Source organism: Rhizobium sp. PAMB 3182 (genome assembly GCF_052908355.1).
The window spans coordinates 2,168,898-2,184,192 of the sequence record NZ_CM128607.1 but is presented as its reverse complement, the minus strand read 5'-3'; the positions used below and the strand labels follow the sequence as shown (position 1 = coordinate 2,184,192).

Here is a 15,295-nt window from a genome sequence, read left to right as displayed (position 1 = left end):
CCGATGACGGAAATCAAGGCATTCGAGTTTGATCGTCTCATTCAGAGAAGTCCGCTTGAATCACGGGTCTTTCTGGTCTTTGGCCCGGACGGCGGTTTGGTAAGCGAAAGAGCCGAAGAGATCGCCCGTAGGACCGGGGTGGCCCTCGACGATCCGTTTTCGCTCGTACGCCTTGACGTTAGCGACCTGCAGGGCGACAGCGGCCGTCTTCTGGACGAGGTCAACTCCATCGGCCTGTTCGGCGGCGAGCGGCTGATCTGGATACGCGGCGGCTCCGGCGAGAAGCAATTGTCCGGACCGCTGCAGATCCTCGCCGAAACGCCACCGGAAGCCTGCTTCGTCGTCATCGAGCAGAGCGACCTGAAAAAGACGTCCTCGCTGCGCAAGACCGCGGCCGGTAGCCGGCACATTCTCTCCATTCCCTGCTACAGTGACGATGCGAGGGCCGTCAGCGGGCTCATAGACGAGGTTTTGGGAGCGCATGGACTCCGCATCGCTCCGAACGCCCGATCGCTGCTGACGACGCTCCTCGGCGGCGACAGGCGCGCATCGCGTGGCGAACTCGAGAAACTCTGCCTCTATTGCCGCCAGGACGGCATGATCGAGGAGCATCATATCCGCGAAATCATCGGCGATGCCAGCGCGATCTCCGCCGACGACGCGGTGGACGCTGTTCTTGCCGGCAATACCGAGAGCTTCTTGGCAGCCATTGAGAAGATCGCCACTTCGAAAACGCCGATGTTTCTCGTCCTGCAAAGCTGCCTCAGAACATTCCAGCTCATGGACCTGATGCGGGGAGAGATGGAAGCCGATAATGCGCCACTCGCCAAGGTCATGCAGAACCGCGGCCGTCATCTTCACTTCCGGCGCAAACCGATCATCGAACGCGCGCTTGCGGCCTGGACTTCGGCGGATATCGGCCGGGAAACGAACCGGATCAACGCCGCGATCCTGCAATCGCGCCAGCGACCAGCGCTCGAGGACAGCATCGCCCGGCAAACACTGCTTTCAACAGCCTTGCAGGCCAAACGCCGGCTCAGATAAACGTTAGAGGATACTAACGCTTCTCCAGCAGCCGGCAGATTTCCTCAAGTTGTTCCAGGCTCCTGTACGCAATGCGCACCTGGCCGCTCTCACCCTTGTGGTTGATCGTGACATCAAGGCCAAGCGTGTCGCTAAGCGTGCGTTCGAGCGCGAGCGTGTCGGAATCCTTCGGCGCCTGAACAGACGATGAGGAAGTAAGGCCGGGCCCGCGAATATCCTTCTGGGCGAGCTTTTCGGCGTCACGAACCGACATGCCCTTGGCAACGATCGCTTTCGCCAGCGTCTCAGGATCGGATGTGGAGACCAAGGCGCGGGCATGACCGGCGGAAAGACTGCCCGCGGCAACCATGTCACGCACCGGTTCGGGCAGCTTTAGCAGCCGAAGGCTGTTGGCCACGTGGCTCCGGCTCTTGCCGATGATTTCACCCAGATTGTTCTGCGTGTAGCCGTGATCGGCGATCAACTGCTCGTATCCCAGGGCTTCTTCCAGCGGATTGAGATCGGCGCGCTGGACGTTCTCGACAATAGCGATCTCCAGGGCCGTGCGATCGTCCACATCACGGATGATGACCGGAATTTCGACGAAACCGGCCAGCTGCGCTGCCCGCCAGCGCCGTTCGCCGGCGATGATCTCGTAATTGTTCTCGCCGATCGTGCGAACGACAACCGGCTGTACGATGCCATGCTGACGGATTGAGGAGGCGAGATCCTGCAACTCCTCGTCATCGAAATAGCGCCGCGGATTGCGCGGATTGCGCGCAATGAACTCGATCGGAATCATTCGGTCCGGGTTCACCGTCTTCGCCGGCTGCGCGGCTGTCAGCGGCTGGTCCATCTCTCCGATCAGGGCGGCAAGCCCGCGGCCCAGCCGGCGTTTCGATACGTCATCATTCATGTCAGTGCTCACTTACATAAAACCCTGCGACCTCAGGCGGCCGCCTTCCTTTGCCTCTCCCTCTGGATCACCTCAGACGCCAGCTGCAGATAGGCCTGGCTGCCGGCGCATTTCAGATCATAGAGAATGGCAGGCTTGCCATAGGATGGAGCCTCCGAGACCCGCACATTGCGCGGGATGAGGGTGTGATAGACCTTGTCACCCAGATGGGTTCGAACATCGTTTACCACCTGCTGCGCAAGATTATTGCGCGAATCGAACATCGTAAGCACGATTCCCTGGATATCGAGCAGCGGATTAAGGCTTTGGCGCACTTCATTGACCGTTTCGAGAAGCTGGCTCAATCCTTCCAGTGCGAAGAATTCGCACTGCAGAGGAACCAGGACCGAGTGCGCAGCCGCCATCGCATTGATCGTCAGCAGATTGAACGAGGGCGGGCAATCCACCAGGATATAGGAATATTCCAGCGCTTCCTCACCGGAAATGGCGCGCCGCAGCCGGAAAGCGCGGTCGGACGCCTGCCCGATTTCCATCTCGATGCCGAGCAGGTCCATGGTCGACGGGATGATGTAGAGGTTTGGAACAACCGTCTTCAGAACCGTCTGGGAGACGCTATGCGTGCCCATCAGCAGGTCGAAGGACGAATGCGCGCGATCTTTCCGGCCGATGCCAAGCCCGGTGCTGGCATTGCCCTGCGGGTCCAGATCGATGATCAGGACGCGCTCGCCGATTGCCGCCAGAGCCGTGGCAAGATTGATGGCCGTCGTCGTCTTGCCGACCCCACCCTTCTGGTTAGCCACTGTAATTACGCGATTTTTCTTTGTGCCAATCATGCCGCTGAACCCAATATCTACGCGCTGGTACGCCGTCTAAGGCCGCTGATCTCGAGAACAACCGAATCCGTCTCGATTTTGCTTTGATGTTGTACCAGATCGAAATCCCAGCGACCACGCGCTTTGTCGATTTCGGCCGCATAATCCCGGCCTTTGTGGAAGAACGCCTTCAGCTTGGCATTCCTCAAAGTCCAAGGCTCCGCATAGGCGAACAGAAGGTCGAGCTCCGCCAGCGCCCGGGCCGACAGGGCATCGCACCGATCAATCTCCGCCGGCGCGTCCTCGATCCGGACCGGGTGAACGGACCCCCGTCCTCCCGTCTCCCGCAAGGCGGCCCGCAGAAAAGCGCATTTTTTCTGATTGCTTTCAACCAGATGAACCCAGCCCGAACCTCGCTCAGCAAGTAGGATCGCACTGATGATGCCGGGAAATCCGCCGCCACTACCAAGATCGATCCAGGTATCGGCATCAGGGCACAAGGGCTGAATCTGCAGGCTATCCGCGATATGCCGGCGCCACAGCTCCGCCATCGTCGAAGGCGCAACCAGGTTGATGGACTTTGCCCACTTCTGGAAGAGATCTGCAAAGACGCTTAGCCGCTCATGCGTTTCACGTGAAACTTCCCGGCCGATATCCGGGATCGGAAGCAACGACGTCATGCCACTCTCTCGCTTTCATTACCAGGGCCCAACTTCCGTACCCACGCGATCAAAAGCGACACTGCCGCGGGCGTCATGCCATCCACCTTCGCAGCTTGGGCAATGTTCACAGGCCGAGCAGCCTGCAGCTTTTGCCGCAACTCAATGGAAAGACCGGGAAGCGAGGAATAATCGAAGTCCTCGGGAATCTGGCGGCTTTCCTCCCGCCGCACATCGGCAATATCGGATGCCTGCCGCTGAAGATAAACCGCATAGGCGGCCTCGATTTCGAGGGCCTCCCGCAGCTTGCCCTTAATAGCTTGCAACTCCGGCCAGACCTGGGAAAGGGATTCGACCGACTGCTCCGGATAGGAAAGCAACTCGTAGGCCGACCGCCTATGGCCGTCCTGGTTGAGCTTCAAACCCTTGGCTGCCCCCTCGGACGGAGTCACAGACAGATCCATCAGCTGCGCCCGCGCGGCATCGAGGTCCTTGATATAATTTGAAAATCTCTCGCGCCGCGCGGTGCCTACACAGCCTATATCGATACCCAGCTGCGTCAGCCGAACATCTGCATTGTCCGCACGAAGGGACAGCCGATATTCAGCGCGAGAGGTAAACATGCGATAAGGCTCAGTAATGCCGCGGCTGGTCAGGTCGTCAATCATTACGCCTATGTAACTATTGGTGCGGCTGAAAACATGAGCTTCGGCTCCCGACGCTAGCAGAGCAGCGTTTAGACCGGCCACAAGGCCTTGTGCGCCAGCCTCTTCATAACCCGTGGTACCATTGATCTGCCCCGCAAAGAAGAGACCACTGACCTTACGGACTTCCAGACTGGGCCGCAATTCCCGCGGATCAATGTGATCATATTCAATGGCATAGCCAGGCTGAAGAATTCTCACCTGCTCCAAGCCGGGAATTGAACGAATGAAGGATTCCTGCACATCAAGCGGCAATGACGTCGAGATACCGTTCGGATATACCGTCTGATCGTCGAGACCTTCCGGCTCCAGAAAGATCTGATGACCGTCCCGATCGCCAAAGCGGACGATCTTGTCCTCGATAGAAGGACAATAGCGCGGGCCGACGCCTTCGATCTGCCCGGAATACATGGCGGACCGTCCGATATTGTCGCGGATAATCCGATGAGTTTCCTCAGTCGTACGGGTCACACCACATTCGATTTGCCGATTGCTGATCGAGTCCGTCATGAAAGAAAAAGGCACCGACTCTTCATCCGCAGCCTGGCGACCAACGGACGACCAATCGATCGTATTTCCATCCAGTCTGGCTGGTGTACCGGTCTTGAGGCGTCCGAGCCGCAATCCAAAACTCTTCAACGTATCAGAAATTCCGAGGGAAGGGGCCTCGCCCATCCGCCCCGCAGGCGTCTTGCTGTCGCCGATATGAATCAGACCCCTGAGGAAGGTTCCCGTAGTCAGCACCACTGAACGGCAGCCAAAGGAGCGACCATCGGACGTGACGACGCCGGCAATTCCGGCCTCATCCAATCTCAGGTCGTAAACGTCCCCTTCGATCACTTCGAGTCCGTCGACCGCCCCGATCGCATCCTGCATCGCCAATCGGTAGAGCTTCCTGTCCGCTTGCGTCCTGGGCCCGCGTACGGCCGGTCCTTTCTTCCGGTTCAACATCCGGAACTGAATACCCGCCGCATCGGCAACCCGGCCCATCAAGCCGTCAAGTGCGTCGATTTCGCGAACGAGATGCCCCTTGCCCAGCCCGCCGATTGCCGGATTGCAGGACATCACACCGATCGTATCAAGGCGATGCGTGATCAACGCCGTGCTTGCGCCCATGCGCGCGGCAGCCGCGGCGGCCTCGCAGCCGGCATGACCTCCACCAATCACTATCACGTCGAACCGAGTCTTCATTTCATCGCCCTATCCAGCAGCGCTTCGGTTTGCCTCAGAATGCACAAATGTCAATATGTTTCACGTGAAACATTATCATGATTATAAACTCATGTCGTCTTGTCCGCCGAATGTTTCACGTGAGTCACTTGCCAACGCAGAATTCCCGAAAGATCACGTCAAGCAAGTCCTCAACATCGACACGGCCTGTAATTCGCCCCAGGGAGTTGGATGCCTGGCGCAACAGTTCCGCACGCAGTTCCAAATCCAGAGTTGACGAGCGCACCGCGGCGTCAATCGATCGCTTAGCCTCAGTAAGAAATTCCTTGTGTCTCAATCGGTTGGGTAGCGCGGCATTTAATACCGGAACCGAATCGATCACTGCATTCAGCAACAGGTCCTGTAGATCAGGCAAACCAAAACCGGAACTCGACGAAATGACGACATCAAATCCAGTTGAATCATTGTTCCCGTGGAGATCCGACTTGGTTCCAACGCACAGGAAGGGCACATTCAAGCCTTCTACCGCAGAGAGATCCGCCACTTGGCCACATTCAGAGAGCAGCAGCACCAGGTGTGCCGATTCCATCTCATGTCGGGCACGCCGAATCCCCTCGGCTTCAACTACATCGATGGATTCCCGCAAGCCCGCTGTATCGACAAGATGAACGACATAACCGCCCAGATTGAGATCCACCTTCAGAACGTCCCGCGTGGTGCCGGCCACATCGGTAACTATAGCAACATCACGTTTCGCCAATGCATTCAAAAGACTGGATTTTCCGGCATTTGGCGGTCCCGCGATGACCACCTTGAAACCGTCACGGATGATTTCTCCGCCGATAATTCCTTTCGTATGCGAATCGATATCGTCAACCAACGCCCTCATGTCCGACCAGATCTGATCCGACACCGCCCCGGGAATGTCCTCCTCATCGGAAAAGTCCAGTTCCGCCTCAATCAGTGCCCGCCCACGGGTCAGGCGATCCGCCCAACCGGCATAGACCCTGGACAGACCACCGCGCATCTGCTCGACCGCGAGTCGCCTCTGCATCTCCGTTTCTGCCGAGATAAGATCTCCAAGACCTTCAATCTCCGTCAGATCCAGCTTGCCATTCTCGAACGCCCTTCGCGAGAATTCGCCGGCTTCGGCATGCCGAATACCAGAATAACCACTTGAAATTACATCAAAAAGTCCGTTAACAACCGCACGTCCACCATGCACGTGCACTTCCAGGCAATCTTCTCCCGTAAAGGACGCAGGGCCGGGGAACCAAACCACGATCGCCTGGTCGAGGACATGATCATTCCGGTCACGAATCGCTCGGAGCGTGGCGATCCTCGGTGAAGGTAGATTGCCTGTTAAACGATGGCCAATCTCAGCGGCACGGGGACCACTGATACGCACCACGGCAACACCGGCAGGCAAGTGCCCGCTGGAAAGCGCATAGATTGTATCCAACGAGGATGCCATGTCACTGCCACTTTGTCCGATTGGGAGATCGGCGCCGTCGACGCTGCTAAAGCAGCATAAGCGCGATAGCCGACGGCCCCATGCGTTCCACGCCGCCAACGGCCAATGCTTATGGCCAATGCGACCGATGATTTCAAGTGTCGATATCCACGTCAGCCAAACCGACTGTCCCCCGCCGGTACGCCAACGGGATCAAGAGTGAACCGTTATGCGAAGGTCGGAATAAAAAGTCAGCCCGTCAACCCAATGCAGGGTAACGGGCCGGACAATCGCCATGGAATGACTGGAACGCCGGACCCGTCAGAGAATCCGGCTAATCAAAATTAGGTGTTCATCGAATCGAAGAAATCACCGTTGTTCTTTGTCTGCTTGAGTTTGTCGATGAGGAATTCGATCGCATCCGTCGTGCCCATGGGTGCGAGAATCCGGCGAAGGACAAAGATCTTCTGCAGATCCTGGCGCGGCACCAGAAGGTCTTCCTTACGCGTACCGGACTTTAAGATATCCATGGCCGGGAAGATACGCTTGTCGGCGACCTTGCGGTCCAGCACGATTTCGGAGTTACCAGTACCCTTGAACTCTTCGAAGATGACCTCATCCATGCGGCTGCCGGTGTCGATCAGGGCCGTGGCGATGATCGTCAGCGAGCCGCCTTCCTCGATGTTACGGGCAGCGCCGAAGAACCGCTTCGGCCGCTGGAGCGCATTGGCATCCACACCACCGGTCAGAACCTTGCCAGAGGACGGCACCACCGTGTTGTAGGCGCGACCGAGGCGCGTGATCGAGTCCAGCAGGATCACCACGTCGCGGCCGTGTTCGACGAGACGCTTGGCCTTCTCGATGACCATCTCCGCCACCTGCACGTGACGCACGGCCGGCTCGTCGAAGGTCGAGGACACGACCTCGCCGCGAACCGAACGCTGCATGTCGGTCACTTCTTCCGGCCGTTCGTCGATCAGCAGGACGATCAGATAACATTCCGGATGGTTGGCGGTGATGGAGTGGGCGATGTTCTGAAGAAGAACCGTCTTACCGGTTCTCGGCGGCGCCACGATCAGGCCGCGCTGGCCCTTGCCGAGCGGCGCCACGAGATCGATCACGCGGGGCGAGAGATCCTTGGTGGTCGGATTTTCCAGCTCCATCTTGAAGCGTTCGTTCGGATAGAGCGGCGTCAGATTGTCGAAATGGATCTTGTGACGGATCTTTTCCGGATTGTCGAAGTTGATCGTGTTGACCTTCAGCAGGGCGAAATAGCGCTCGCCTTCCTTCGGCCCGCGGATCGGCCCCTCGACCGTGTCGCCCGTCTTCAGCGAGAAGCGGCGGATCTGGGAGGGTGAGATATAGATATCGTCCGGACCCGGAAGATAGTTCGCATTTGCGGAACGCAGGAAGCCGAAACCGTCCTGAAGCACTTCCACCACGCCCTCGCCGATGATCTCCACATCCTGGCTCGCCAGCACCTTGAGGATCGCAAACATCAGTTCCTGCTTGCGCATCGTGCTGGCGTTTTCGACTTCCAGCGATTCTGCGAAAGCCAGCAGATCCGTCGGCGTCTTGTTCTTGAGTTCTTGAAGCTTCATTTCAGCCATGAAGGGAAACCATATCCAATTTCTGAGGAGATCGGTGCGCTTATTCTTTTTGCGGGCTGCTCCAGCATCATTTGCCGGCAGCTCGATCTTGCACGCACCACGGAGAAGAGATGGCCGGAAAATAGCGATTCACGTGAAACCCCGCAAGGAAAAACCTTTCAGGCCATCGATTTATTCGAACGGGCCGCCGGCTAAAACGGTTTAACCACGACCAGAATGACGATGAAGATCATCAGGACTGTCGGAACTTCATTGGCAAGGCGCCAATAGCGTACCGACTTTCTCGGCCCATCCGATTCGAAATTCCGAACGGCGCGACCGAGATGCTCATGAAATCCGGTCATTATGGCGACAAGAAGGATTTTCGCATGCAGCCAGCCGCCCATGAAGCCATACATGCTCCAGGCGAGATAGAGACCCAGAAGCCAGGTGATCACCATCGCCGGACGCATGATCACCTTAAAAAGCCGGCGTTCCATTACCTTGAAAGTTTCGGACAGCTCCGAGCCGGGCAGGGCATCCGTATGGTAGATGAAAAGCCGGGGCAGATAGAACAGGCCCGCCATCCATGAAATCACCGCAACGATGTGAAAGGCCTTGATCCACAGGAAGAAATTATCCGGCTGCGCCAGATAGATGAGACCCAGAATTCCGAGAAACACCGCGACCGCCAGCCCTGCACGCAGCGCAGCCTTCCGCCCGGCAATCCGGTCCACAGCCTTCCCCGTCATCGCGCGCCTCTCACCCGTTGCCCCGCACGCGATTGACGAGCGCCGTCACATGATCCGGGTTCGCCTGCGGCGTAATGCCATGGCCCAGATTGAAGATCAGCGGGCCATTCCCGAGCGCCTGCAGGATCGCATCAATCCCGTCCTCGAGCGCCTTGCCGCCTGCAACGACACGCATCGGATCGAGATTGCCCTGGACCGCTCCGTCCTTCTGCAGCTCAGCGGCAAAGGAAAGCGGTACCGACCAGTCGAGGCCGATCGCATCTGCATCCGTTCCCTGCCGGTATCCCTTGAGCATGTAGCCGGCTCCCTTGGCGAAGGCGATGATCTTCGCGTTTGGCCGGCTCGATCTCACGCGATCGACCATCCGGCGAACGGGTCCCACCGCAAAGCGCTCGAATTCCTGCTCGCCAAGAACGCCAGCCCACGAATCGAAAATCTGCACCGCATCCGCGCCGGCATCGATCTGGCGGATCAGATATTCGGCTGAGATATCGGCCAGAAGTGCCAACAGATGATCGAAGGCTTCCGGGTGCTGATATGCGAAAAGCCGCGCCGGCGCCTGGTCAGGCGTTCCATGCCCCGCGATCATGTAGGTCGCCACCGTCCAGGGCGCGCCGCAGAAGCCGAGCAGCGTGGTTTCCTGCGGCAGGGCTGAACGAATGCCTGTTACCGTTTCGAAGACCGGCGCCAGGTAATCGAGAACGCCCTCCGGTGTCAGCTTCCGGATCCCATCCTCGGTGATCGGATCCATCGACGGACCGAAGCCTTCCGTAAATTTCACGTTCCGCTTCAAGGCATCCGGAATGACGAGAATGTCCGAAAAGAGAATCGCCGCATCAAAACCGTAACGCCGGATCGGCTGCATCGTCACTTCGATGGCATGTTCCGGCGTGTAACAGAGATCGAGAAAACTGCCTGCCTTGGCCCGTGTCTCACGATATTCCGGAAGATACCGCCCTGCCTGTCTCATCAGCCAGATTGGCGGAGGAGAAACGGTTTGTCCGCTCAACACCCGCATGATCTTACGCTCTTCGCTCAGCAAAGCGCATCCTTCCCAATAAATAAGAAATGATTCTAAATAGGCTTCTATTTCTTAGAGTCGGTGAGTAGCAAGGATTAAAATCAATTCACCGAATGTTCCCCGGTTCGAGGAAATTCAACCGTTGAAGGGATGCAAATTCGCAAGGAATGGAAAATTATCGGGATTGTCTTCGCAAGATGAGGAATTTCAAAGAGATATGGCAGAATGAAATTCGCTGAGCCTTGTGGATCGATTGTTGATAAAGTTTTACAAGCGACGTCGATCCCCATAACTCACAGGCATGGCGGCAGATCATCCCGGAAAGTCGAAATGTGGATATCTGGACCGTTTTCCCACAGGCTCGGGCGCCCGATTCCAGACAGCCCGGATTGTCCCGGCTTATCAACAGGCAAAGGATCTTAGCGTGGAGAACAGAAAAAACTTCTTCCATCTCCATCTGATTTCTGACTCAACAGGCGAGACTCTCATCTCGGCGGGGCGTGCCGCTTCGGCACAGTTCAACGGGAGCCACGCCATTGAACACGTCTATCCTCTAGTGCGAAATCGTAAACAATTGGTTTCCGTCCTGGAAAAGGTCGATGCCGAACCGGGAATCGTTCTCTATACAATCGTCGATCAGGAGCTCGCCACGATCCTCGATCACACCTGCATCGAGATTGGCATTCCGTCGGTCAATGTGCTGGAGCCGGTGATCTCCGTCTTCCAGACCTATCTTGGTGCTCCCTCGCGGCGGCGAGTGGGCGCACAGCACGACATGAACGCCGATTACTTTGCCCGCATCGAGGCACTTAATTTCACGATGGATCATGACGACGGACAGATGCCCGAGGATCTGGACGAGGCGGATGTCATTCTTGTCGGCATCAGCCGAACGTCCAAGACGCCGACCAGCATCTATCTCGCCAACCGTGGCATCAAGACCATCAACATCCCGATCGTCCAGGGCGTGCCGCTGCCCGAGCAGCTCATGAAGGTAACAAGACCATTGATCGTCGGATTGATCGCCACCAGCGACCGCATCTCGCAGGTGCGCGGCAATCGCGATCTTGGTTCCACACCTGGCTTCGACAAGGGAAGTTACATCGACAGGGCAGCGATTGCCGAGGAACTGAAATACGCCAGGGCCATCTTCTCCAGAAACAACTGGCCGGTGATCGACGTGACACGCCGCTCGATCGAGGAGACGGCCGCCGCCATTGTTGCCCTGCGCCCCCGCTTGCGATAATCCGGCGACAGTCACCGAAAGGCCTTCCATGCAGCCGACATTGATTCTCGCCTCGACAAGCCCCTTCCGCCGCATGCTGATGGAGAATGCAGGTCTTCAATTCTCCTGCGTCGCCGCCGACATCAATGAGAGGGCGATCGAAGAGAGCATGACGGCAGCGGAGAGAACGGGGGAGGGCGTGGCCAGCCGTCTCGCTGCGGAAAAGGCTCTGGAGGTCAGCCGCCGGTATCCGAACGCCTATGTGATCGGATCCGACCAGACCATGTCGCTCGACGGGACGCTGTTTCACAAGCCGAAGTCGTCTGAAGAGGCGAGGCGACAGCTGGCAAAGCTTGCCAGAAACACGCATCGCCTGAACAGTGCCGTCGCGATTGCACGCGAAGGCGTTGTGATCGAACAGTTTGTCAGCCACGCGGACCTGACCATGCGGGCCTTCAGCGATCGCTTTCTGGACCGCTATATAGAGACTGTCGGAGACAAGGCATTGCTGAGTGTCGGCGGCTATCAACTCGAAGGCGAGGGGATACAGCTCTTCGAAAAGATCGAAGGCGACTACTTCACCATTCTCGGTCTGCCCCTGCTGCCGCTTCTTCAAATTCTACGTAAACTGGATGTCTTGGATGCATGATTCACGTGAAACAAAATCGCCGGCGGCATTTGTAACCGGCTATCCAGTTCGCCATTCCCGATCGCCCATGATCCACGGATACTGGCTGAAACGCTTCGGTATCGCCGGAAGCTATTCGGCTAAAGAGGTCGCGCCGGAGGCCTTCGCCGATTTCATCGAGACACTGAAGGACGGGCGCTCGGGCTTCGTCGGCGGCAACGTGACGATCCCCCACAAGGAAACGGCCTTCGCACTAGCCGATCGTCCGGATGAACTGGCGGAAGAGCTCGGGGCGGCCAACACGCTGTGGCTCAAGGATGGACGGCTCTGTGCCACCAATACCGACGGTTACGGCTTTACGGCCAATCTTGACGCCCGGGCGCCGGGCTGGGATCGCTTGGGCGGCCGTGCCGTGATCGCCGGCGCCGGCGGGGCGAGCCGTGCGGTCATCCAGTCGGTCCGCGACCGCGGCTTCTCCGAGGTCCATGTCGTCAACCGCACGGTGGCTCGCGCCAAGGAACTGGCGGACCGGTTCGGGTCCCGCATTCACGGACATGCCTGGGAGGCATTGCCGGAAGTCCTTTCCGGCGCCAGCCTGTTCGTGAACACCACATCGCTCGGCATGGACGGCGGCGAAGCCCCCGAGATCAACTTCTCCGGCATGGCGGACGATGGTGTCGTCACGGACATCGTCTATGTGCCGCTCGAGACGCCGCTCCTGAAGCTGGCCCGTCTGCAGGGTCTGAGCACGGTCGATGGGCTCGGCATGCTTCTGCACCAGGCGGTGCCGGGTTTCGAAAAATGGTTCGGCCGTCGACCGGAGGTTTCGGAAGAGCTGCGCAACCAGGTCATTGCTGACATGGAGGCGCATGCGTGATCATCATCGGGCTGACCGGATCGATCGGAATGGGGAAGTCGACAACGGCGGGAATGTTCGCTGACGAGGGCATTCCCGTAAACGATGCGGATCAGGTCGTTCATGACCTCTATGCCGGTGAGGCAGTGCCGCTGATTGCCGAAGATTTCCCGGAGGCGATAGTCGACAGGCGCGTCGATCGTCAGTTGCTTTCAAAGACTCTGGCTAAGAATCCGGATAAATTGAAAGCCGTCGAAGCGATCGTCCATCCATTGGTGCGAAACAAGGAGCGCGAATTCGTCACTGCCATGGAGCGGGAAGGCCGTGATCTGGTGGTCCTCGACATACCGCTTCTATTCGAAGTCGGACGCGCCGAGGATGTCGATGTCATTGTGGTGGCAAGTTGCGATGCCGACCAACAGCGCCAGCGGGTGCTCGCCAGGCCGAACATGTCTGTGGAGAAGTTCGAGTTCATTCTCTCGCGGCAGATGCCCGATGCAGAAAAGCGCCGGCGGGCCGACTATATTGTCGACACCGGCCATGGCATGGATGCCGCCCGAAAACAGGTCCGCGCGATCATTGCGGAGTTGAGGGCCAAACAGGGAAAGCGCTGATGCGGGAAATCATCTTCGATACCGAAACAACGGGCCTTGATAACAAGACCGATCGCGTCATCGAAATTGGCGGCATCGAACTCGAGAATCATTTCCCGACCGGCAGGACGATCCACATCTACATCAATCCGGGTGACAAGACCGTCCATCCGGACGCACTGGCCGTGCACGGTATCACCGACGAATTCCTGAAGGACAAGCCGCCCTTCGCGTCGGTGGTGGATGAAATCCGCGAATTCTTCGATGGCGCTAAGTGGATCGCCCACAACGCGTCCTTCGACATGGGCTTCATCAATGCGGAGTTCGCCCGGCTCGATATCCCGCCGGTACCGCAGGACCAGGTGATCGACACGCTGGCGATGGCCCGCCGCAAGCATCCGATGGGCCCGAACTCGCTGGATGCTCTCTGCCGGCGCTATGGCATCGACAACTCGCACCGCACCAAGCACGGCGCTCTCCTCGACTCCGAGCTTTTGGCGGAAGTCTATATCGAGATGATCGGCGGCCGGCAGACGGCCCTGGGACTGAGCGTCGAAACTGGACGCGACGGCTATTCGGAGGAGGAAGACGGTTCTGACCAGCCGATCGTGCTGGAGGCAAGGCCGCGGCCACTTTCCCCGCGTCTTAGCGAAACCGAGATTGCCGCGCATGAAAAGATGATTGCGGGGATGGGCGACAAGAGCATCTGGAAGAAATACGCCGATTGACGCAAACGGCCTTGGGGATGCCCGAAAAAAGAAGCCCGGCTCTTGGCCGGGCTTTCTGCTTATCAGTTGGTGGTTGCCTGAACCTGCTGGCGGGCCTGTTCTTCGGCCATGCGCTGCTGGAACATCCGGGCGAAATCGATCGGGTCGATCATCAGCGGCGGGAAGCCGCCGTTGCGGGTAGCGTCGGCGACGATCTGGCGGGCGAACGGGAAGAGAAGGCGCGGGCACTCGATGAAGAGGACCGGCAGCAGGTGTTCCTGCGGGAAGCCGGTGATGCGGAAGACGCCGCCATAGACCAGTTCACAGTTGAAGACGACCTTGTCGCCGTCGCGTGCTTCGGCCGTCAGGGACAGGATGACGTCGAAGTCGGAACCGGAAAGCGGGTTCGCATTGACATTGACGTTGATGTTGATTTCCGGAGCCTTGTCACGGGACTGCAGGGACCGCGGCGCGCCAGGATTTTCGAAGGAAAAATCCTTGATGTACTGGGCGAGAATATTGAGGGACGGGCTTTCAGGAGCCTGTGTGCCGTTTTCGTTGGCCATCGAATTTTTCCTCTAGGTCAAAAAGTCGATAGGCGATCTAGCACTTTGGCCATGGGCTTACAACCCGTGCCAGCCCGCGTCAAAGAGGCTGCTCAGTTGTCGATCCGGGGCTTGTCGGACCATGGCGACGAACCGTTGCCGGGCTTGCGCTCGAACTCGTCCTCGTCGAGATCGACGACCGGACTGCGATCGCGGCTTCCGCCAGGCGTCCGGAACGAAGCCGCCGACGAAGTGTAGACCGTGATGTTCTGGCGGAAATGCCGCCAGACGAAGTCGCGGACCGGCGGCAGGAACAGGAGTAGGCCAATCGCGTCGGTGATGAAACCGGGCAGGAGAAGCAGCAGTCCTGCGATGACGACCATGACGCCATGGATCATGTCGCGGGCAGGATCCTTGCCGGATCGCGTCTCGTCATTCAGGCGTCTGAGAATGCCGAAGCCCTGGACGCGAAGCAGGACGATCCCGGCAAGCGATGTCAGCAGAATGAGGGACAGCGTCGCCAGCACACCGATTTCCCTGCCGACGACGATGAATCCGGCGATTTCCAGTATCGGCAGAAGCAATATCGTCGTGGCTATGATGGGCGTACGCATTCCGTCTGTCCTTTTCATCGCGGTTCGG

Annotated in this window: 16 protein-coding genes; 6 read left to right on the top strand and 10 right to left on the bottom strand. The window is 58.2% G+C overall.

The annotated features are described in order from the left end of the window. Positions 1-3 precede the first annotated feature (3 nt). Entirely contained in the window at positions 4-1,044 is a 1,041-nt protein-coding gene (holA, locus tag ACU5AZ_RS10725) for a DNA polymerase III subunit delta (RefSeq protein WP_446822373.1), read from the top strand. Positions 1,045-1,057: 13 nt separating this feature from the next. Here holA and ACU5AZ_RS10720 read toward each other — a convergent pair whose 3' ends face one another. The 8 genes from ACU5AZ_RS10720 to hemE form a co-directional block, all read right to left on the bottom strand. Next, positions 1,058-1,939 (bottom strand): ParB/RepB/Spo0J family partition protein, encoded by an 882-nt coding sequence (locus ACU5AZ_RS10720; RefSeq protein WP_446822372.1) that lies wholly within the window; start codon positions 1,937-1,939, stop codon positions 1,058-1,060. A 32-nt stretch (positions 1,940-1,971) separates the two neighbouring features. Then, positions 1,972-2,772: a ParA family protein gene (locus ACU5AZ_RS10715; RefSeq protein ID WP_446822371.1), complete on the bottom strand. Its 801-nt coding sequence runs from the start codon at positions 2,770-2,772 to the stop codon at positions 1,972-1,974. A gap of 17 nt (positions 2,773-2,789) precedes the next feature. After that, positions 2,790-3,431, bottom strand: coding sequence for a 16S rRNA (guanine(527)-N(7))-methyltransferase RsmG (gene rsmG, locus ACU5AZ_RS10710; protein ID WP_446822370.1), 642 nt, complete (start codon positions 3,429-3,431; stop codon positions 2,790-2,792). Further along, positions 3,428-5,305 (bottom strand): tRNA uridine-5-carboxymethylaminomethyl(34) synthesis enzyme MnmG, encoded by a 1,878-nt coding sequence (gene mnmG / locus ACU5AZ_RS10705; protein ID WP_446822369.1) that lies wholly within the window; start codon positions 5,303-5,305, stop codon positions 3,428-3,430. Before mnmG ends, rsmG begins: the two co-directional genes overlap by 4 nt. Before the next feature lie 124 nt (positions 5,306-5,429). After that, the gene (mnmE, locus tag ACU5AZ_RS10700) at positions 5,430-6,758 is read right to left on the bottom strand and encodes a tRNA uridine-5-carboxymethylaminomethyl(34) synthesis GTPase MnmE (protein ID WP_446822368.1); all 1,329 of its coding nucleotides are present in this window, start codon (positions 6,756-6,758) and stop codon (positions 5,430-5,432) included. 323 nt (positions 6,759-7,081) lie between these two features. Then, positions 7,082-8,347 carry a transcription termination factor Rho gene (gene rho / locus ACU5AZ_RS10695; RefSeq protein ID WP_261928325.1) on the bottom strand — a complete coding sequence of 422 codons (1,266 nt, stop codon included), beginning with the start codon at positions 8,345-8,347 and terminating at the stop codon, positions 7,082-7,084. A 191-nt stretch (positions 8,348-8,538) separates the two neighbouring features. Beyond that, entirely contained in the window at positions 8,539-9,078 is a 540-nt protein-coding gene (gene hemJ / locus ACU5AZ_RS10690; RefSeq protein WP_446822367.1) for a protoporphyrinogen oxidase HemJ, read from the bottom strand. A 10-nt stretch (positions 9,079-9,088) separates the two neighbouring features. Further along, the gene (gene hemE / locus ACU5AZ_RS10685; protein WP_446825982.1) at positions 9,089-10,096 is read right to left on the bottom strand and encodes a uroporphyrinogen decarboxylase; all 1,008 of its coding nucleotides are present in this window, start codon (positions 10,094-10,096) and stop codon (positions 9,089-9,091) included. A gap of 427 nt (positions 10,097-10,523) precedes the next feature. On the opposite strand from hemE, the gene ACU5AZ_RS10680 reads away from it, so the two are divergent. The 5 genes from ACU5AZ_RS10680 to dnaQ are packed head-to-tail and all read left to right on the top strand — an operon-like array spanning position 10,524 to position 14,129. Next, positions 10,524-11,345 (top strand): pyruvate, water dikinase regulatory protein, encoded by an 822-nt coding sequence (locus ACU5AZ_RS10680; RefSeq protein WP_446825981.1) that lies wholly within the window; start codon positions 10,524-10,526, stop codon positions 11,343-11,345. 28 nt (positions 11,346-11,373) lie between these two features. After that, positions 11,374-11,973 (top strand): Maf-like protein, encoded by a 600-nt coding sequence (locus tag ACU5AZ_RS10675; RefSeq protein WP_446822366.1) that lies wholly within the window; start codon positions 11,374-11,376, stop codon positions 11,971-11,973. Beyond that, positions 11,966-12,829, top strand: a complete 864-nt coding sequence (locus ACU5AZ_RS10670; protein WP_446822365.1) for a shikimate dehydrogenase — start codon at positions 11,966-11,968, stop codon at positions 12,827-12,829. Before ACU5AZ_RS10675 ends, ACU5AZ_RS10670 begins: the two co-directional genes overlap by 8 nt. Then, a complete protein-coding gene (gene coaE / locus ACU5AZ_RS10665; protein WP_446822364.1) occupies positions 12,826-13,422 on the top strand; it encodes a dephospho-CoA kinase in 597 nt (198 codons plus the stop codon). The genes ACU5AZ_RS10670 and coaE overlap by 4 nt, the downstream gene beginning before the upstream one ends. Next, complete coding sequence (dnaQ, locus tag ACU5AZ_RS10660) at positions 13,422-14,129, top strand: DNA polymerase III subunit epsilon (protein WP_446822363.1); 708 nt, start codon at positions 13,422-13,424, stop codon at positions 14,127-14,129. Before coaE ends, dnaQ begins: the two co-directional genes overlap by 1 nt. 62 nt (positions 14,130-14,191) lie before the next feature. On the opposite strand, the gene secB is transcribed toward dnaQ, so the two are convergent. Then, positions 14,192-14,674: a protein-export chaperone SecB gene (gene secB / locus ACU5AZ_RS10655; RefSeq protein ID WP_446822362.1), complete on the bottom strand. Its 483-nt coding sequence runs from the start codon at positions 14,672-14,674 to the stop codon at positions 14,192-14,194. A 92-nt stretch (positions 14,675-14,766) separates the two neighbouring features. Further along, complete coding sequence (locus ACU5AZ_RS10650) at positions 14,767-15,267, bottom strand: FxsA family protein (RefSeq protein ID WP_446822361.1); 501 nt, start codon at positions 15,265-15,267, stop codon at positions 14,767-14,769. Positions 15,268-15,295: the final 28 nt, after the last annotated feature.